The sequence below is a fragment of the Paenibacillus pedocola genome (genome assembly GCF_031599675.1).
GTDB lineage: Bacteria > Bacillota > Bacilli > Paenibacillales > Paenibacillaceae > Paenibacillus_AQ > Paenibacillus_AQ pedocola.
The window spans coordinates 807985-825155 of the sequence record NZ_CP134223.1 but is presented as its reverse complement, the minus strand read 5'-3'; the positions used below and the strand labels follow the sequence as shown (position 1 = coordinate 825155).

The window sequence follows — 17171 nt, the reverse complement described above, 5'->3', positions numbered from 1 at the left end:
TCTTTCTGATAATTATAGTTTTTCTTTACTTACTAAATCGATTTAGTAAAACTTCAAAAAAATTTTCCCGCTACGACCGGGAGTTAACAATGACTGTTTCTCAGGAATTGTGAACTAAATCACAATCAATCCGATAATGAATGGCTTAAATTCGTACTCTTCCCCCCTTCTTCAGATTCAACGTTATCACCCAGCTAAAAGGTACTTTCAGGAATGCAAGGGTATTTCTGACTCGAATCATAGGATCATTATATCGTGTAATTTTCTTTTTGCAATAGAAAAATAAAACGGTTACACAAATTACACAAAAAAAGCTTATTTTCTCTTTGGATACAAAGAAAAGAAAATAAGCTCTGATTTATTTTCACACCTTTTCTTTATCTTTCATGCTCAATTTGTGGACAGATTCTCTATGGTTAATCGCCGGATCCAGCCTGATGATATCGGCTCTTCCGTCCGGCCCCTGTTCCTTTTGATCAATTTTGTCCAGCAGCAGCCGGGCACTTCTTTTTCCCATTTCAAAGCTGGGCTGGGATATCGTAGTGATGGGCGGGGTATAAAAGGACGCAAAGGATACATCATCGATCCCGATCAAAGAGAAATCATCCGGTATGGTTAGTTGATTCTTTTTAGCATAGATCAGCACCTGCTCCAGAATCATATCATTAGTCGCAACAATGGACGTTGGCTGAGGATCCATATGGAACAGCTCGTCAATCAGACCCGGCAATTGATCCAGCCTGCCGCTCTTGATATAGCCTTCGTTCACCGCCAGCCCGTATGTATCCAGCGTCTTTCTGTAACCAGAGAGCCGCTCACTCCGTGTGGTAATCGTCTTTTTGCCTAACGGAAAGGTAATGATGCCAATGCGGGTATGGTTATGCCGGATGAATGTTTCTACCGCCAGCTCACTTGCTTTTTCGTTATTCAGCAGCACCGTGTCCACACTGATATCATTGACTTTTCTGTCCACAAATACGAAGGGATACCCGTTCTTAATTAGCGAAGCATACAGCTTCTTGTTCTCTTCCGTCGGAAAAATGATCAGTCCGTCCACCTGCCGCGCAATCATCGACTGGACATATTCCTTCTCTTTGAGGGGATCATCATCCGTGTTGCAGACAATGACCTGAATTCCCTTCAGCTGGCACTCGTCTTCAATGGCACGCACAACTTCTGTAGTGAATCTTGATAAAATGGTAGAAGAAATGACACCTACAATGTATGTTTTTTTATGCTTGAGACTGCGGGCCACCTCATTGGGGATATAGCCCAGTTCCTCAATCGCCTGCTCAATTTTTTTCTTAGTATCTGCACTCATATAATTGTATCTCTTGCTCAGAAACTGCGAAACCGTGCTTTTAGATACCCCTGCAAGCTCGGCAACTTCCTTCATCGTGACTCCCATGATTCTTCCCCCTAGAACACTATCCGTTACTGTATTATATACCTTCTTTCAGGGGGAAGAAAATATGTTTACCTTTCCTAGACTTTATTGTCCGCCGTCCGTTCCCTGGCCGCTGCTTCTTCTCCCGCCGCCGTTCATGCCGGGAAAGCCGCCGCCATCCATGCCCCGGCCGCCCTTGAAGCCCTGGCCCCCGTTCCCCCTTGAACCGGAATCGGTACTTGATATCTTCTGGGCGGTGATGGCATCGCAGGAGACGAGCACCATGGAACAGCTTAGCACGGCTATGATCAAAGCAAGATATCGTTTGGTCCCCATCGCCTATTCCCCCCTTTCCGGGTATAAATCATTTATCTCGTGAAATATCGTCTCATCATATATTCGTATACGTCCTTGAAACCCATGTAGGACAACACAATCAGCATCGGGTACACCGGATAAATATAGCGGGATTTGATTTCCCACAGGAGATAGAATCCAATAAATCCAAGAACCACTAGAATGACAGGGTTCTCCTCAAACCTTCCGGCTCTGATTCCGCCAATCAGACGGACGAGGATACAGCCGTACATCAGGAAGTTCAGGACATACAGCACCCACAGAAGTCCGCTTCTGTAATTGGAGTCACCCTTGAACAAATCTGTAGCAGCATTCGTGTAACTGTAGCTGTCCATAACCGCCCCAACCATTCTTCCTCTGCTGCCGGATGATCCGTCATTTCCAAGCCCGTATCGTTCAACCTGATAGGTTCCTTCCGTCCAGGTCCAGATGATCTTCTTATAATACATTTTCACCAAATCGCCTAGGCTCGCCCCGGAGAGCTTATTGCTGATCTCCTCTTTAAACAGCTCCGTACTTACAGCCTTATTATAGTTTGCATCCTGCTGATAGATACTATAGCTCTCCCGGTTGTCCCAGAAGCCGAAGGTCTCCAGGTTGATCCCCATATTCAGCCACATATAGACCGGCGCAGAGTTCGCGTTAACCGGTTCATCCACGACATTCGCCGCCTGCAGCACTGCATTCTGAGTCCAGTTTGGAACATTAAATACGATAGCCGTGAGGAACAACGCGGTTAAGCCCTTCTTCACTCCGATCGTACGTATGCTGAACAACAGGCTAAGGAGGATCGTAATCAGAAAAATAACGCCGATACTCCGGAAGTAGTTCCCGATGGCCAGCAACATTGCTGCGAAGATAATATCCTTGAGCGATCTTCTTTTGATAAATTTCACGGCAAAATATAAAGCGCTCGTCAGAAAGGCCGTAGCAATCACATCGTTATAGATGAAATTGCTCATCAACAAGGAAGGGATATAGGTTGCGGCAAAAATTAAGATCCCATAGTCCTGTTCTTTGGAATTGAGTTGTTTATACAGCAGGTAGATCATTAGCGATGTAACGAGTGTAAACAGGATATTGAAGATTTTGATGGTCAGGTAATTGTCCGGGAATGCTAGGAGCAGCATTTTTAAGTACAGGACGGTCGAGAAATTAAACGGAAACATATGCAGATAACCGCTCGTGTCAAAAGATGAATAATCCCCCCGGTACAGCATATCAAGTGCCAGTGACAGCACTGTCTGCGAATCATCCGTCGGCAGGCGGGGGAACAGGAAGATGAGCGCGAGCTGAATCGCAAAGGAGCACAGCAGTACAACTGGAATGACGATTTTTCTGCGGAATTTATTAAGCTTCAGACCTATTTTGTACAGCGCCACGCTTAGTGCCAGCACTACCGCAATCACCAGAATAAAAAGACCCAGCTCCTGCTTCTCCAGCACCGGCGTATCTCCATACACGAAATAGCTATACTTCGCCCTGATAAAAAAGGAGGACACGATAAACAGTCCTATGAATAACGCAAGTATGACATACATTGATTTTTGAATTCCCCGTACCATGAAATACCTCCTCCAGCACAATCGAAAGCCCTTAATCTATCCATCCTCCGATTTATAAAACGTATTATAACTACCCAACCTGAAGATCAAATGAATGCCAGTGTGAACTGGACATACAGCTGTCACAGCCATATGTTATAACTAAATCAAGATCAGGAGGGAGTGCGTGTCATGGCAAGCTATGAATACACATCCAAACAGAATTTAACGGAAACCATCCATACCCTTTACCTGTTGCTGGACGCCGAATTTGCAGAAATCAATGACAATCACAAAGATTTGCGGATACCCGAAGTGGATCGGACACCCGCCGAGATGATCGCCTATCAGCTGGGCTGGCTTCATTTGGTGATGGGTTGGGACAAGGCGGAGCTTGAAGGGCATAGTGTATGTATGCCGTCTCCGCTCTACCAATGGAACCAGCTTGGCGGACTGTATCAATCTTTTTACACAGAGTATGCCGCATATTCACTAGCTGAACTCCGGGAATTATTCCGGCAGGCGGAGCAGCAGTGGCTGGCTTGGATCGGGACATTAACCGAAGAAGAATTATTTACCCAAGGCATCCGCGGGTGGACCGGCAGCAAGGACAACTGGCCGATGGTCCGCTGGATTCACATCAATTCGGCAGCGCCGTTTAAGAGCTTCCGGGCAAAAATTAGAAAGTGGAAAAAGCACCTATCTTCCAGGAACAATATGGTAGAATATTGAAAACAGATGATAATGGAGCTGGTTAAGTGTTCACGGAGAGCGACTATGTAATCATTGCGCAAGAAGCGTTGAAGAAATACGATTTGGGGATCACTGAGCTGGTCTACCTGGGTAAAAGCGATAGTGTAACCTTTCGGGTTAACTCTTCTCATGAGAACTCGGGTTATCTTCTTAAGCTTCACTACTCAGATAGCGCAAACAGAACCAAAGACGTCATCGAATCAGAGCTCCACTGGCTGGAAGCTTTATCTAATGATACAGACCTAATCGTCCCTGCACCTGTAAGAAACGGGGATCATGAATTGATTACCGTTATCTCATACGGAACAGAAGAATCTTTGAACGTCACCTGCTACCGCTGGGTCGATGGCGAAGTCCTGGATAGAGAACCGACAGTCCAAGAGGTGTCTAAGCTGGCTCTCTTAATGTCTGCGCTACATCAACACTCAATGCAATGGGAGATTCCGGAAGGTTTTGTCCGTCCGGTCTATCATGTGGAGAGTTTAATGTCCTCACTAGCACAATTACATAAACAAATCTCCAGCGGCTTGCTCACCGATGAACAATTCACTTTGCTCGAATCCACAGCCCGCAGAATTACAGAAGTTATAGGACAGCAGCCATTAACGCCAGAGCATTGGGGAATCATCCATTCCGATCTTCATGAGAGTAATTATGTGTTTCATCACCAAGACCCCAGACCGATTGATTTCTCCGCCTGCGGTTACGGGTTTTACCTGTTTGATATTGCGGAGACCTTCCTGCATCTCCTGCCCGACAACCGGAAAGCATTCATCTCTGCTTATAAGCAGCACCACCAGCTGCCGGCAGACTATGTGAACCTGCTCGAGAGCTATTTCATATGGGCTATTCTCAGAAACTTTGCCTTCCTCTCTGTAAATCCGCTGGAGCATGAAGATTTGTCCCGCACCATCCCCTATGTTATCGGGCACTATTGCCAGAAATATCTTAACGGGGAGCCCTTCTTGCTTAACTAACATTTGATTCAGGAGAATACCAAAGGGAGCTGAAGAACAATGAATGTCACCCCCACACTTCACTTTTCCGGACAATGCGAAGAAGCAATCAGCTTGTACCAGAAGGCTTTTGACCTAAAAACCAGTTTCATCTTGCATTACACCGATGCGGACCCGAGCGACTGGAACGTCAGCTTAACAACAGAACAGCAAGCGTATGTATATCATTCGGAGGGTTATATCGGCGGACAGCGTTTCATGCTTGCGGATGAAATCGGGCCGGATGCACCTAAGAGCAACTCTCTATTCCTTACGGTGACTTTTGAAACTGCGGATCAGGTAAAACAGGCTTACGAAGTTCTAACGGACGGAGGCAGCATCATTCATCCCTTGCGCAGCACGACCTACAGTTCCTGTATGGCTTCAGTCGTGGATAAGTTTGGCTTCCGCTGGGGGCTGATGACGGAGCAAACGGAGAGATAGGGGCCGCGGAGAATTAATGGGGAGAGGGCGCACTTGGCCCTCTTTATTAGATTTTGGCCAGTTCATCCAGAACAGCAGGACGCTTGTTATATTGCTCCGCTAACTGGGCTATAGGTCATATTTGCTGCTACTTAGAAAGCGGTACAAATACAGAAGCACAATTGGCCTGCCGGAACCGGGCGATCACGTGCCTGCTCCAGTCACGCTGGTATTCGGGATGCGTAGACAGGAACAGCTCATCCAGATGATTAAACGCTACATCATATGGAATGCCCGGGTTATCGCCATTTACTTCGAGCTGGGTAATGTGCAGATAGATGCCGCCTGGCAAAGTGATCTTCTCCACACAATCCGGAAGCGAATCAAAGGTACTGACTCTTGTGCCAAAACAGGAGTTGATCTTCCCTTCCTGATCGCTGTTCGTCGGAAACCCGTAATAATCATGGAGATAGTATTTAGCCGCCTCTGTGGCAAACACCTGATCTTGAACCTTAAAATATTTCGAAATCACAAAATCCTCAGAATCGGGCGGTGTTACGCTACAGGCGATTTTCATCTCCGGCAAAGCAACCACCTTACAGCGAATAGAGGCAAAACGTTCTGCGGTATTCTCCGGAATTAGGACAGGCTCATATTTGGTGAGGATATCCCCCGAGTCATCATATGTATTGAATCCAAGCCCGGCGGGGTTATAGACATAGCTGGTGTCATGGCGGAATTCGCCGACGAAGTATTCATCCGCATGCATGCGTTCGCCATAGCCGATCCGTCCGTCCTGCTGAGTTTCGTTGATCAGAACTTTGGCATAACGGCAGGCGGGTACTGTAAGCGTCTCCGTATATTCCGGCAGACATTCCGGCAGCCCCTCAAAGCTGCTCACCTCATATCCAACAACCACTTTGTAATTCCCGTCGCCTTTCACCTCTGTTCTGACCGTGACAATATCTCTGCCTTTGATGTGCTGGCTGATAATGCCGGAGAGTAACGCTATATCGCCCTCTGAGATCAGTTTTTTCGTATAAAAGTAGTCATTCAGCGTGCAGCTCGCATGCTCAAAACCATAATAACCGCCGTATCCCCGGCTTTCATAGGTAAGCGGCAGGGCAATGCCAACAATGTTCATCTCTGGTCTGTCCACAATTGTGCAATATTCAGTGACCTGTTCTACGAATACTTCACTTGGAAGCTCCATCTGGTTCATCTCCTCGACCATTCTCAGGATTACCGGTTTTACTTGGGGGCTGTAACCTTCAGATGCTTGCTCCGGCATTGCTTGCCTTCTTAGATTCATTACATTCCAGCTCCTTTCATAGCTCTACTTTACCGAAAATAATGTCACCGGTATTATCGGTTTTTAACATGTTTCATCCGGATCCATACTTTCATCTGTATCTTCTCCGGTTCATGCCTGCCGCCTGTCTCATACGTTGTAAAAGCAGTCCCGTTGTCCCTGCTCCATCCGTTCTCGCTGATATAGCGGTCCAACAGCTCCTCGAGCACCCCGCTGTCACTGCTGCCGCTGCTCTCAAGTACTGCATAGCTGCCTTCGGCAACCCGCAGAATCTCCAGCCCGCTATTCAGCGGAAGCTCCAGCGCCTGTTCAATCCTTACTCCGCAGGTGCAGTCCGTACCGCTCCGGGCTACATAAAACTCCCTCACAGTTCTTATAGCCTCAGGCTTAACCAGCAAAAGGTAATTCATTACCGCTGCAGAAGCCGCTTCCTCTGCCTGCTCCCCGCTTTGGGAGGATACCAGGAACAGTAAGCCTGCACAGAATTCCCTGCTGATCTTGTTGTAATCCGTCCGCCTCTTCACCGGTAAATACAAAATGAGCTTTTTCACTTCACCGCCTTTATAGATGTACTCTTCAAAATAACTCTCGGCAGCCTGCATGAACATGCTGGTTCTCAGCCAATTCATATACAGATAATTCCAGGCCAGCCCAATCTCCGTCTCATCATTGATAACGCTCGTTTTGGCGAAGGTCTGCCGGATTTCCGGATGGATAGCAGCTCCTTGAAAAATACTGCGTTTTAGCTCACTCAGCACGATAAGGTCATACTCTACAGCGAGCTCATAACAAAATAATCCGTCCTGCTGCTGTCCGTTTCTGCCAAAAATTCTGCCTATGTATCCGGGTAAAAGTTCGTGCAGCGCACGTAGTGCCCGCTGTTCCATGCCGCATAGCTTGGGATCATAGAAGTTGGTGTGTATGGTCGTGGGGATCGTTTCTGCAGTAACGGTTACCGGCCTTACCGGTTCGCTGCCGAATCTGGGGAAGAAGTAGCAGGTTTCACTCTTACGGTATTCTAATGGAGTCATTGCGGTGGCTGATTTTACGTATTTGCATAAGGCCTGCTGGGAGCTGTAACCGCAAGCATATGCAATCTCGGCGAGTGGGAGCTCCGAACATTTAATCAGACCGAGTGCGCTCGACAGCCGGCGTTTGCGGATGTATTCCTTAACCGAATGACCGGTATAGGTGTAACAATCCCGATACAGCTGCATCAGGGATGTGAATCCGGCCTGTGCGGCCAGCTCCAGATCAATGTCGCCTTGTAAATGTTCCTCTATGAACGCTATGGATTTTGTGAACCTGACGGCTTTGTCCATTACGATCCTCCAAAAGGGTGAGATGAAGCGGCCGGGCAGCCTCCAGCCATTGGAGACCCCGGCATCCGTTCCTTCCTATTTCCACAGAGGTTATGGAAAATCCTTCCTGACTATCAGCTTGACGCGCTAGAATACTTCCGCAGGCTGCGGTTGAAAAAAATCGTCGCACACACGAACAGAACAATCATCAGAATAAACCCTGCCATCAGCATGAAAGGCTGCGCGTTTTGGACAAGAGCTTCGGCCGGAACGGCAACAATAAAACCGACCGGCAGTACCCATAGCAGAAACAAACGAATCGAACGCGGATAGATACCTAAAGGGTACCTTCCTGCCTGCAGAAAGTCCTCCATGATCCACAGCACGTAAGTGCCTCTGTACCAGAAAGCGAGGGAACTCAAAATCAGCATGATGGAGTACAGGATGCCCAGTGAAACAAGCAGCGCAAGCATAAACAAGGCAATAGCCAATACGCCGATTTCCTGGTCCATGCCGTTTAACGCAAAAATAATAACACCAGCGGCAACGGCAATATGCATGACTGACCAAATCTACCATTCCCTTACGCTGACATAATATTGTGTGGATATGGACTTCAGTAAGGTGTAATCAAACGTTCCATTTTCAATTTCGCCGTCCAAGCCCCCAAGCTTGTTCATGCTAGGACCAATCACAATATTTTTCACGGCTTGCACCAGCATATAAACGCCGAGTACGGCCAACGTTTCCGTCATCGTCCAGCCGTTAAGGACCTCATTGTTGACGTACAGAATATAGATACCTCCAATACCGCCCGCCAGACTTAAACCTGCGCTTAAAAAATTCATGAAGAAATTCATCCGGTACGCCGATTCATTCTGAAATGCCGCTTGAATGAAGATGACAATTAGTTTGAAATATCTCATGTCAGCCTCCCACTGCCGAATATTTTTTTTGACCGTAGCGGTTGATAACGTAATGCACAAGCATTAGAACAGCCGCCCAGATCAGCTGCATCATAAAGCCCTGAGTCAACTCCCGGCTTGACAGCGTTCCCATTAACGCTTCGACCGGGAAGGAAATCATGTAACGGTAGGGCAATATGTAGGTGAGATGGCTAAGCTTATCCGGAAACAGGGCAAGCGGAGCCACCTGTCCGCCAAAGAGAAAGATGAAGGTCTCGTTGACATTCAACAGAGCACCTGATTGCTGCGTCCAAAAAGCAAGAAGCGATAGGATATAGGCGAGCAGAAATCGAATCAGTAGTGCAAGTGCCAGCGCCGCCAGGCCCGCAGCCAGGTGTGTGAACGTAAAGCTGACCTGTACACCGAATAATAAGCCCGCTACCACAACAACAGCGGCGACAAACGGAACACACACTATTTTGACTGCCGCCTCCTGTCCGATTGCCCCATAAATTAGCGGCAAGGGGCGCAGCAACGCAGAGGATATTGAACCATTGTGTATGGCTTGAGCTGTTGACCAATGTGTCGTCGGATACGTCATCTGATTGATGAGGATAAGGCACAGGTAGTACAAAACAAAGGCATTTCTGTCGTACCCTCCGATGGTGCCCGATGACGCTGCCGTCGCCCAAACCATCATATAGATGATTGGCCCTGTCATCCAGCCAACGGCAAGCGTCCAGAAGAAGGCCTTTTCCGACAGAAAGCTGAAGAGCTGCCCCCGAATCATAGCCATTCCGCCACGGATATTCATACGGTAATCCCCTCCGCGTATATTTTATCAATCACCGATTCGACCGGGGGATCCGCGATGCCAAAATCAATCAGGGCATACCTGCTCATCAGCATTGCACTTGCTTTTACCGCCTCCTCTTTGTTCACCCGAAGCGTATACTCATTGCCATTATTTTCGATCAATTCTGCCGGAATCCCGCCCGTCTGAAGGCTTTCCCCGCACAGCCGCGGATTCTCTTCCTCAAGCGTCAGCCGGATTACCCGGAACGGCGTGAGCTTATCCGTCAGGCTGGACAGCTTGCCGTCATAGATCAGGTTCCCGCTGTTGATTAACAGGACTCTGGAGCAAAGAGAGGTGATATCCGACATATAATGACTGGTTAGAATAACCGTTGTACCATATTTCTGATTATATTCCTTCATATATTGCCTCAGCCTTAATTGCATCGTTACGTCCATCCCCAGCGTCGGCTCATCCAGATACAAAATTTCCGGCTTATGCAGAAGGGAAATAATAAACTCACACTTTGAACGTTCACCAAGCGAGAGGTTGCGTGCACGTTTGTTCATGAGGTCTCCCACATCGAACATTTCGGTGAGCTCCCCCAGATGCTTTTTGAAATCCTCTGCTGAGACCCCGTAGATCTCTTTGAAAATGTACATCGTATCATATACGGTGTTATTCCACTGCAACTGACTGCGATTTCCCATAAGCATGCTGATTTTTTTGAGATATTGGGAATTCCGCTGCCATGGGGTGAAACCCGCCGCCGTGACTTCGCCCGATGTGGGGTAGAGCAGTCCGGACAGCATTTTGAGTGTTGTAGTCTTGCCCGCCCCATTCGGTCCGATGAAACCCACCATCTCCCCGCGCTCTATGGTAAAGCTCACATCATCAACCGCTTTGACCTCGCTGAATTGTGGACGAATTAGACTGCGGACGGCCGAACGAAGTCCAGCCTTCCTGACTGGGACACGATAGGTTTTCGATAAATGTTGTACTTGGATATGATACGCCATAAGCTCCCCCTCCTTCTGATGTGAGGAGTGTAACATTCCGGGGGAAGGGTGGTGTATAGTTGGAAGGTTATGTTTGATAGCTACTTATCCATACGATATAATGAATCCAGATTTCTTCCAGGAGGGTAATGGGGTATGGCGGAGCAGTGGGGACATTTCGAAATGATTCTAGAATCTGCTATGAGCAGGAGAGGAATCGGCAGCGGCAGGCTGGCCCAGCTTGCACAGGTTCAGAGAAGCCAGCTTCAGCTGTACATCACCAATGAGATTAAGCGGCCGGATCTTGGGGTGCTGGCCAGAATCTGCACAGCTCTCGGATGTGAAATTGGGGAGGTAATGAAGTATATTCCGCCCGAAGCCCCCGCGAAGCCAAAACCGCTCCTCAAACAAGGGGCAGATCTCCTTTATACGACCGGGCAAATCGCACAGGAACTGGGCGTACACCCCAATACGATCAGATTTTATGAACAAATCGGGCTGCTCTCACCGGTAGAGCGCTCGAACAACCACTATCGTCAATTTACACACCGGCATCTTGCGCAGCTTCGGATTTGCAGATTAATCTTTGGCACCCCCTTTACCAACCGCACCTTACGAAATACTGCTTTTTCGGTATTAACCGCGCTTAAACCCTGGGACGTACAGCTCGCTTTAACCCATGCAACAGCCTATCAGCATCTTCTGGAGAATGAATATGCCTCAGCGCTGGAAACCGCATCACTGCTCAAGAACTGGACCGAAAAAAGGCAGCTGCCGTCCACAGGAAATGTATATACTCACAAGGAAGCAGCCTCTTTGCTGGGGGTCACACCGGAAGTATTACGCAACTGGGAGCGCAACGGGCTGATCGATATTCCACGCGAGCGTAACCAGGCCCGGGTCTACGGGGATAGCGAACTGGCACGGCTCCGCATTATCTATATGCTCAGGCAAAATCATTACAGCATAGCCGCGATCCAGCGCAGCCTGCTCTTTTTCGACAGCGGCAACAGCGCCGGGGCCATCCTTGCACTCAACCAGCCCACAGCGGATTCCGAAATTGAATTTATCAGTGCAGGCGATCATTGGCTGGAGACCCTTGGTCATTTGTCTATAAGCGCCAACAAAATAAAACAAATTGTCATGGAGCTACAATAGAAGGCTCCAACTGTACACCACCCTGTATGAAAGGATACATCTGCTGTCGTGGCTAATCTATTACCGTCCAAATATCTAACGCAAGTGAGCGAAGCTCAATGTTTGGATGATTTCTATATAATTTTAATAGGCGGGTACAATCCGGGCTCCACAACAACTCGCTCCCTGCAACTTCTAGCAAGGATAGTCCAAGCCATTGAGCTTCGTAACTGCCTTGAGACCATAATACCTCTACAATTCCCAATAGCGTCTCCGGAATCCAATACCCCTTGCTGTCATTTAGATTTTGCGCAATCTGCATATAGGCATTGTCCAAAAGACGCCGCTGATTGGAGACACAATTCACAATAGTATTCAAGTAAACAACGGATTCCGCTACATGGGTCCAATCGATGGAAGCTACATACAACTTCATTACAGGCTGCATTAATGTCTCATCCGGTGCCAGACAGTCAATAATCCCCTTATACAAAGGCACAAGGTTTACGCGTGTGTTCTTCGGCAGTGCTGCCAGTTTGTCTGCAAATTTCAACAGGCGTTGCCGGTGAGGCAAATCTCTTTTGGCATTGGCATTCCAATCCTCTCTTACTGTGACACTGGCCAAGCTCTTGAACACACCTATTACCAGCTCATTGACTACACCATCACGGCATATTTCGGTTAGCGTATTCATTGCAGTATTCCATCTGGAGCTATCTGCCAAATCCACGATAAACTTCGCTGTGGCCTCTGCGATGACCCCTTCATTTCCATTAGACCAGCGGATCATACTGTTCAGGGCAAGCCTTCCGGTATCCGGGTCGGTATGACCTGCAATCTTAATAATTAGTTCCAAATATCTTGATCTATAGTCTGCGGGAAGCTCATTCGGCTGTTGGAATAATATACTTTTTGCAATATCACTCTGTGAGGAAGAAGCCATTCTGCTTAAAATCTCCCAGGCGCGTTCATCATCTAACAGCTGTCTCGCTGCGTGCCCTATGGCAATGATTACGTCCTTATGTGCATTTGGTTTTTCGATCTCATTCATCAATACCGGTATGCTGTCACTGCTTCTATAAGCACCGAGTAGCCGAATCGCTTCTTTTCTGACTGTGATTTTCAGCTTGTCGCGGTCTAACAGTTCTTTAAGCACGGAAGCCAATACGGCCGGATTCACTCTGCGGATGCATCTTGGGATGGAGTACATGGCCACACGGGCTCTGTCTCCATCCAAATTCGCCATTAGAACAAGAAGTGCCTTTTCGGGCTCCTCCAATAACGAATGTGCATAAAGAGCTGCTTCTACTATAGCTATGTTCTCATCTTCCAAGAACTCTGCCAGCTTATCTGTGCTGAGTTCAGGCATTGCTGCCATTACCTTTATCGCTGTAGAGCGCTCCTGTAAACTTCGTTTGGCATCGGAAGCAACTCTTTCAATCAGAGACCGGAAGGACTCTTGCTGACGCGGCAGCCACCTGCTAAACCCATCTGCAGCCGGCACCATATAAATGGTTTTCCCCGTTAAAAATTTGCCTTTAATAGCAGCTCCCGAAATAAACGGATCCAGCCACTCCTGGCGTTTAAGATGTATATGACGGAACACTTCAAATATGGTGATAAAAGATTTGTCCAGGGTTAATAGTTCTCTTACTCTTTCATCCCTTGTTGCAGGAGAAGCAAGCCAATATCTTGCCGCCCGTGCTGAGGTAGCTGCTGTTTTCGCCTTTACCGCTTCCTTTAGCAAGTCCTGAAGCTTTGAGATGCCATAGCCCCTTTTGCCAAAAGAGTTCGCCAGGCTGAACAGCAAATTGTATTCTTCTCTGCGATTGGACGCGGCCGCCAGCGGATAAATCTCTTCAAACAAACGTTCTTCTATCCCCCGGGGGAAATTGTCCTGTAAGGACGGCAGGGTAAGCTGCCCGCTCTGCTTGGCTAACTTTACGATCGTGCTTAAAGCAAACTTAAAGATCCCGCTTCCGGGATTCCCTGCATTAAACCGCATGATTACAAATGCTAGTGCCTGAGTGGCAGACCTTGTAGCATATGAAGTATCTCTGGCCTCCACGACACTATCAACAAGAACAGTAAGGTCTTCTACATTCTCATCCGTAAACATAGACGCAGGAGTGCCAGTTAGCTCTGTCATTACCGCACAACGTACCGGGTCCTGATCATTTTTGATGCGTCCCAGAAAGACTAGAGTCTCATCCATACCCTGTCTTGATAACGCAGTACTCTTAATCAGCTGTACGAGTGCCATTGCACGTTCGTCTGCATTAGATGCATATGCGGCTTTTTCCAGGGGCTCTCTAGAATGATGAATAGAACGGCAGGCAGTAATCCTAATCGTTTTTTCCCGGTTATCATAGATTTCACGCAGACCAAGCATTCGGGTGGCTTCCTGATCGCGCACAACATGCGGCAGCTGCTGCAGTAACCGTTCCGGAAAAATACGCTCTTGACGCTTATCCTCTTCATATACCGCCTCGAAAATCACTTTACGGCTTGAAGGAGCGATACTGTCCAGTAATTTCGCCAGATGGACGGGAGTATCTGCAAGTAATTTGGCTATTTCTATCCACTGAGCGATAGAAAAGTATTTTTTTCTATTTAATATGCCTTCCGGCACCCCATGAGAAAGCAGACTGCTTCGTGACTCCTGCCGGGTTAGCAGCCTGTATACGGCATCCGGATTTACGCGGACTAAAGTGCCCAGATGTTTCCTCAGTTCAGGATGGATGACCCCCATCGGTCCATGATTCATAGCACATTCGAGCACCAAATCCGGCTTTGCCTTGCATAAAGCTTCGATTGCAGAAGCAAACCTCCACCAGACAGCTCCCTTTTCCCTAGGGGATGTACCTTCTAAAGTCGTTCTGAAATACGCTGCAACCACATCCAGATGACGGCTGGCCAACTTACCCCAATTTCCAACAGCATATCCAATATCGGTAAGCCATTTACTGACTGTTTCCTGATGACATGCAGGCAGTAAAATGGAGGCCTCCGCCGCCCCCCACCGGGCGTATACAACAGGCAGCAGCCGCTCCGCCAATTCCTGACGGTTAACAAATGAAATATTGCGCAGCAATTTACGGCGGCCTTCCTGTGATAAATCCGGGAGTTCACGTTCAATCTCAATATTTGAAGCCACTTTGGCTAGAAGACCAGCAGCCTGATGTCGAATAGTAGCCTTAGGATGCTTTAATGCTGACACAATGATGTTGGCATTCTGTGTGGCAATAGCGCCAATTATGGCAAGCTGAGCCTCGTAGACTCCCCCCTTCAGTAACGAAGCGAGCAATTCCGGGTACTCGGCTGATTTCATATGATTACGGCCCAGCATGGCCACCGTACGGATTCTGTCTGAATGTCCCAGTGAATCTAATTCTTTGAGTAAACTCTTTTTATCTAATAGATCTTTTTTGAACATCATAAGTCCCCGCCTTCACCAGTTCTAATTTATCCAATCAGCTTTTATTCTCCATCTGCCAATCCATCCCCTTTAAAAATCTAAAATTTTACATACCAAAAAGCCCAAGCCTCCGCAGGACAGCCGCAGGCTTGAGCTTGTTTATAACCTAATACCCGAGCAAGTCCTTCGTCTTCTGGAAAATTTCATTGGCCATCTCTGTATACCGCGTGCTGCCGTTCGCTTCTACCTGAGCCGTATACTGATTCCAGTTGTCGAAGCTCTCCTGACCGGTGATGAACTTCAGGGTCATCGTCTTGACGTAATCCATCAGCGGTGTGGAGATCAGCTTCATCTGTTCGCTCTCCTCAGGCGTTGCCATGATCGGCGGTACCAGCTTGCGCGTCTCCCGTGTGGTCTGGACCCTGTTCACGAAATCCTTCTCACCGTCGGTCATCTTCGACATTTTCAGTTTCTCAGAGCCCCCATAGGCGAACACGCCTCCTGCGAAGCCGTAATCCACATTCAGCTGTTTGGCAGCTCCCTCATTCATACCGTTGTAATAGATATCCGGATTAAGCACGATGTTGCCGGCTGCATCCTTAGTATAGGTCTCACCTTCTACGCCCCACAGGCTGAGCGTCTGACCTTCGTTGGAATACCATAACCAGTCGATGAAACGAAGCATTTTGATAAAACCTTCTTCACCCAGATCATCGAGCGCATTCTGGCTGATCATGATGCCGTTCTCAAGACGGGAGGTCTCGACCTGAAGTTTACCTTTCGGGCCGCCCGGCTGTGTAATCATATAGAGCTCGCTATCCGGAACCTGCATCTTACTCTTGAAATCCGCCAGCACCTGATAGATTCCGCTGATCACATAAGTATCGCCTTTGAAGAACTTCGCCTGGGCCGCATCATCTTCCTGTGTGAAGGATTCGGGATCCATAATGCCATCAGTAATTAACTTATTGAAATAACCCAGATAGTTTTTGAAATCCTCCGACGCATCGGCAAAAACGAACTGCTGTTTATCATGGTCAAAATTCAGACCGTTAGACAGCCCCCAGCCGCCGGTAACCCCATATTGAACAGCAGCAATATTCAGCGCAGATTCTCCCTTGAACTGATCAGAGATCACGTAATTACTGCCCGTGTAATCCTTGACCTTTTTCATAGCTTCATAAAAATCCTCGTACGTCCAGTTCCCCTGCTGTCCCTCAACGTCCACACCTGCTGCTTCAAAAACATCCTTACGGATGATGTAGGAATAGCCGCCGCCTGCGATCTCCCACATGCCCGGAAGCACATAATATTTCCCGTCTTCCTTCAGCTTGGCCTTCAGATCCTCCTCCATCCCCCAATCCTGCACAGCCTTCATATAGTTCGGCATGTACTGCACCCAATCACTGACAGGTACAATTTGGCCTGTGGACACGAAAGCGGATTCATCATACGTCTTAGGAATAATATATGGGGCATCCCCACTGTTCACCAGCAGCGACTTTTGATTCTCGTATTCTGTTCTTGCCGTAATGGACAGATCGAAGGTCACGTTCGTTTTTTCCTGAATCGCACTCCAGAGCCGCCAGTCCTTGTTATACGGGTAATTCTCATGGTCGCTGTACATCATGGAGTAGGATACCGGCTCGTTGGAGTGGAATGTCTGGTCTGCACCGAAGGTGTAATCTGCCGCCTCAGCTGTTGCTGTCGTGTTGTTAGCTGCATCGTTTGATGCTGCTGGGGTATTGTTTCCCGAAGCACCATTATTTCCGGACGAGCATGCGGTCATTAGCACGAGCATGGATGTCAGCAATACCATCACACTTGATTTTCTGACTCTCATAG

General features: G+C 48.0%; 13 protein-coding genes and 1 pseudogene. 4 read left to right on the top strand and 10 right to left on the bottom strand.

Annotated features, from left to right (window positions below; all coding sequences use genetic code 11):
- Positions 1-364: 364 nt before the first annotated feature.
- The 3 genes from QU597_RS03560 to QU597_RS03550 all read right to left on the bottom strand — a co-directional run bounded on the left by QU597_RS03560 (position 365) and on the right by QU597_RS03550 (position 3309).
- Positions 365-1408, bottom strand: coding sequence for a LacI family DNA-binding transcriptional regulator (locus tag QU597_RS03560; RefSeq protein ID WP_310831405.1), 1044 nt, complete (start codon positions 1406-1408; stop codon positions 365-367).
- A gap of 84 nt (positions 1409-1492) precedes the next feature.
- Positions 1493-1723 carry a hypothetical protein gene (locus QU597_RS03555; protein WP_310831404.1) on the bottom strand — a complete coding sequence of 77 codons (231 nt, stop codon included), beginning with the start codon at positions 1721-1723 and terminating at the stop codon, positions 1493-1495.
- 32 nt (positions 1724-1755) lie between these two features.
- Entirely contained in the window at positions 1756-3309 is a 1554-nt protein-coding gene (locus QU597_RS03550; RefSeq protein WP_310831403.1) for a glycosyltransferase family 39 protein, read from the bottom strand.
- Positions 3310-3480: 171 nt separating this feature from the next.
- On the opposite strand from QU597_RS03550, the gene QU597_RS03545 reads away from it, so the two are divergent.
- Genes QU597_RS03545 through QU597_RS03535 form a run of 3 tightly spaced genes read left to right on the top strand, consistent with a single transcriptional unit; the run spans position 3481 to position 5480 of the window.
- On the top strand, positions 3481-4020 hold the full coding sequence (locus QU597_RS03545; protein WP_310831402.1) for a ClbS/DfsB family four-helix bundle protein: 540 nt from the start codon (positions 3481-3483) through the stop codon (positions 4018-4020).
- Between the two features lie 26 nt (positions 4021-4046).
- Positions 4047-5018, top strand: coding sequence for a phosphotransferase enzyme family protein (locus QU597_RS03540; RefSeq protein ID WP_310831401.1), 972 nt, complete (start codon positions 4047-4049; stop codon positions 5016-5018).
- Between the two features lie 39 nt (positions 5019-5057).
- Positions 5058-5480, top strand: coding sequence for a VOC family protein (locus QU597_RS03535; protein WP_310831400.1), 423 nt, complete (start codon positions 5058-5060; stop codon positions 5478-5480).
- 127 nt (positions 5481-5607) lie between these two features.
- Here the strand turns inward: QU597_RS03535 and QU597_RS03530 are convergent, their stop codons facing one another.
- From QU597_RS03530 to QU597_RS03510, 5 genes and pseudogenes are all read right to left on the bottom strand, one after another.
- Positions 5608-6771 (bottom strand): GyrI-like domain-containing protein, encoded by a 1164-nt coding sequence (locus QU597_RS03530; protein ID WP_310831399.1) that lies wholly within the window; start codon positions 6769-6771, stop codon positions 5608-5610.
- A 53-nt stretch (positions 6772-6824) separates the two neighbouring features.
- Positions 6825-8093, bottom strand: a complete 1269-nt coding sequence (locus tag QU597_RS03525; protein ID WP_310831398.1) for a helix-turn-helix domain-containing protein — start codon at positions 8091-8093, stop codon at positions 6825-6827.
- Between the two features lie 113 nt (positions 8094-8206).
- Positions 8207-8920: pseudogene (locus QU597_RS03520) on the bottom strand (ABC transporter permease).
- A gap of 79 nt (positions 8921-8999) precedes the next feature.
- On the bottom strand, positions 9000-9791 hold the full coding sequence (locus QU597_RS03515; protein ID WP_310831397.1) for an ABC transporter permease: 792 nt from the start codon (positions 9789-9791) through the stop codon (positions 9000-9002).
- Positions 9788-10792: an ABC transporter ATP-binding protein gene (locus tag QU597_RS03510; protein WP_310831396.1), complete on the bottom strand. Its 1005-nt coding sequence runs from the start codon at positions 10790-10792 to the stop codon at positions 9788-9790. Before QU597_RS03510 ends, QU597_RS03515 begins: the two co-directional genes overlap by 4 nt.
- A gap of 135 nt (positions 10793-10927) precedes the next feature.
- Here QU597_RS03510 and QU597_RS03505 point away from each other — a divergent pair, with 135 nt between their 5' ends.
- On the top strand, positions 10928-11929 hold the full coding sequence (locus QU597_RS03505) for a MerR family transcriptional regulator (protein ID WP_310831395.1): 1002 nt from the start codon (positions 10928-10930) through the stop codon (positions 11927-11929).
- A gap of 52 nt (positions 11930-11981) precedes the next feature.
- Here the strand turns inward: QU597_RS03505 and QU597_RS03500 are convergent, their stop codons facing one another.
- Together QU597_RS03500 and QU597_RS03495 are read right to left on the bottom strand one after the other, a co-directional pair.
- Positions 11982-15347, bottom strand: coding sequence for a HEAT repeat domain-containing protein (locus QU597_RS03500; RefSeq protein ID WP_310831394.1), 3366 nt, complete (start codon positions 15345-15347; stop codon positions 11982-11984).
- Between the two features lie 145 nt (positions 15348-15492).
- Positions 15493-17169, bottom strand: coding sequence for an ABC transporter substrate-binding protein (locus QU597_RS03495; RefSeq protein ID WP_310831393.1), 1677 nt, complete (start codon positions 17167-17169; stop codon positions 15493-15495).
- Between the last annotated feature and the right edge of the window lie 2 nt (positions 17170-17171).

Excerpts from the sequence above, each read along its gene's own strand:
- QU597_RS03535 (WP_310831400.1), top strand. The coding sequence starts at position 5,058 with ATGAATGTCACCCCCACACTTCACTTTTCCGGACAATGCGAAGAAGCA.
- QU597_RS03545 (WP_310831402.1), top strand. The coding sequence starts at position 3,481 with ATGGCAAGCTATGAATACACATCCAAACAGAATTTAACGGAAACCATC.
- QU597_RS03505 (WP_310831395.1), top strand. The coding sequence starts at position 10,928 with ATGGCGGAGCAGTGGGGACATTTCGAAATGATTCTAGAATCTGCTATG.
- QU597_RS03555 (WP_310831404.1), bottom strand. The coding sequence starts at position 1,723 with ATGGGGACCAAACGATATCTTGCTTTGATCATAGCCGTGCTAAGCTGT.
- QU597_RS03530 (WP_310831399.1), bottom strand. The coding sequence starts at position 6,771 with ATGAATCTAAGAAGGCAAGCAATGCCGGAGCAAGCATCTGAAGGTTAC.
- QU597_RS03515 (WP_310831397.1), bottom strand. The coding sequence starts at position 9,791 with ATGAATATCCGTGGCGGAATGGCTATGATTCGGGGGCAGCTCTTCAGC.
- QU597_RS03510 (WP_310831396.1), bottom strand. The coding sequence starts at position 10,792 with ATGGCGTATCATATCCAAGTACAACATTTATCGAAAACCTATCGTGTC.
- QU597_RS03525 (WP_310831398.1), bottom strand. The coding sequence starts at position 8,093 with ATGGACAAAGCCGTCAGGTTCACAAAATCCATAGCGTTCATAGAGGAA.
- QU597_RS03495 (WP_310831393.1), bottom strand. The coding sequence starts at position 17,169 with ATGAGAGTCAGAAAATCAAGTGTGATGGTATTGCTGACATCCATGCTC.
- QU597_RS03500 (WP_310831394.1), bottom strand. The coding sequence starts at position 15,347 with ATGATGTTCAAAAAAGATCTATTAGATAAAAAGAGTTTACTCAAAGAA.
- QU597_RS03560 (WP_310831405.1), bottom strand. The coding sequence starts at position 1,408 with ATGGGAGTCACGATGAAGGAAGTTGCCGAGCTTGCAGGGGTATCTAAA.
- QU597_RS03550 (WP_310831403.1), bottom strand. The coding sequence starts at position 3,309 with ATGGTACGGGGAATTCAAAAATCAATGTATGTCATACTTGCGTTATTC.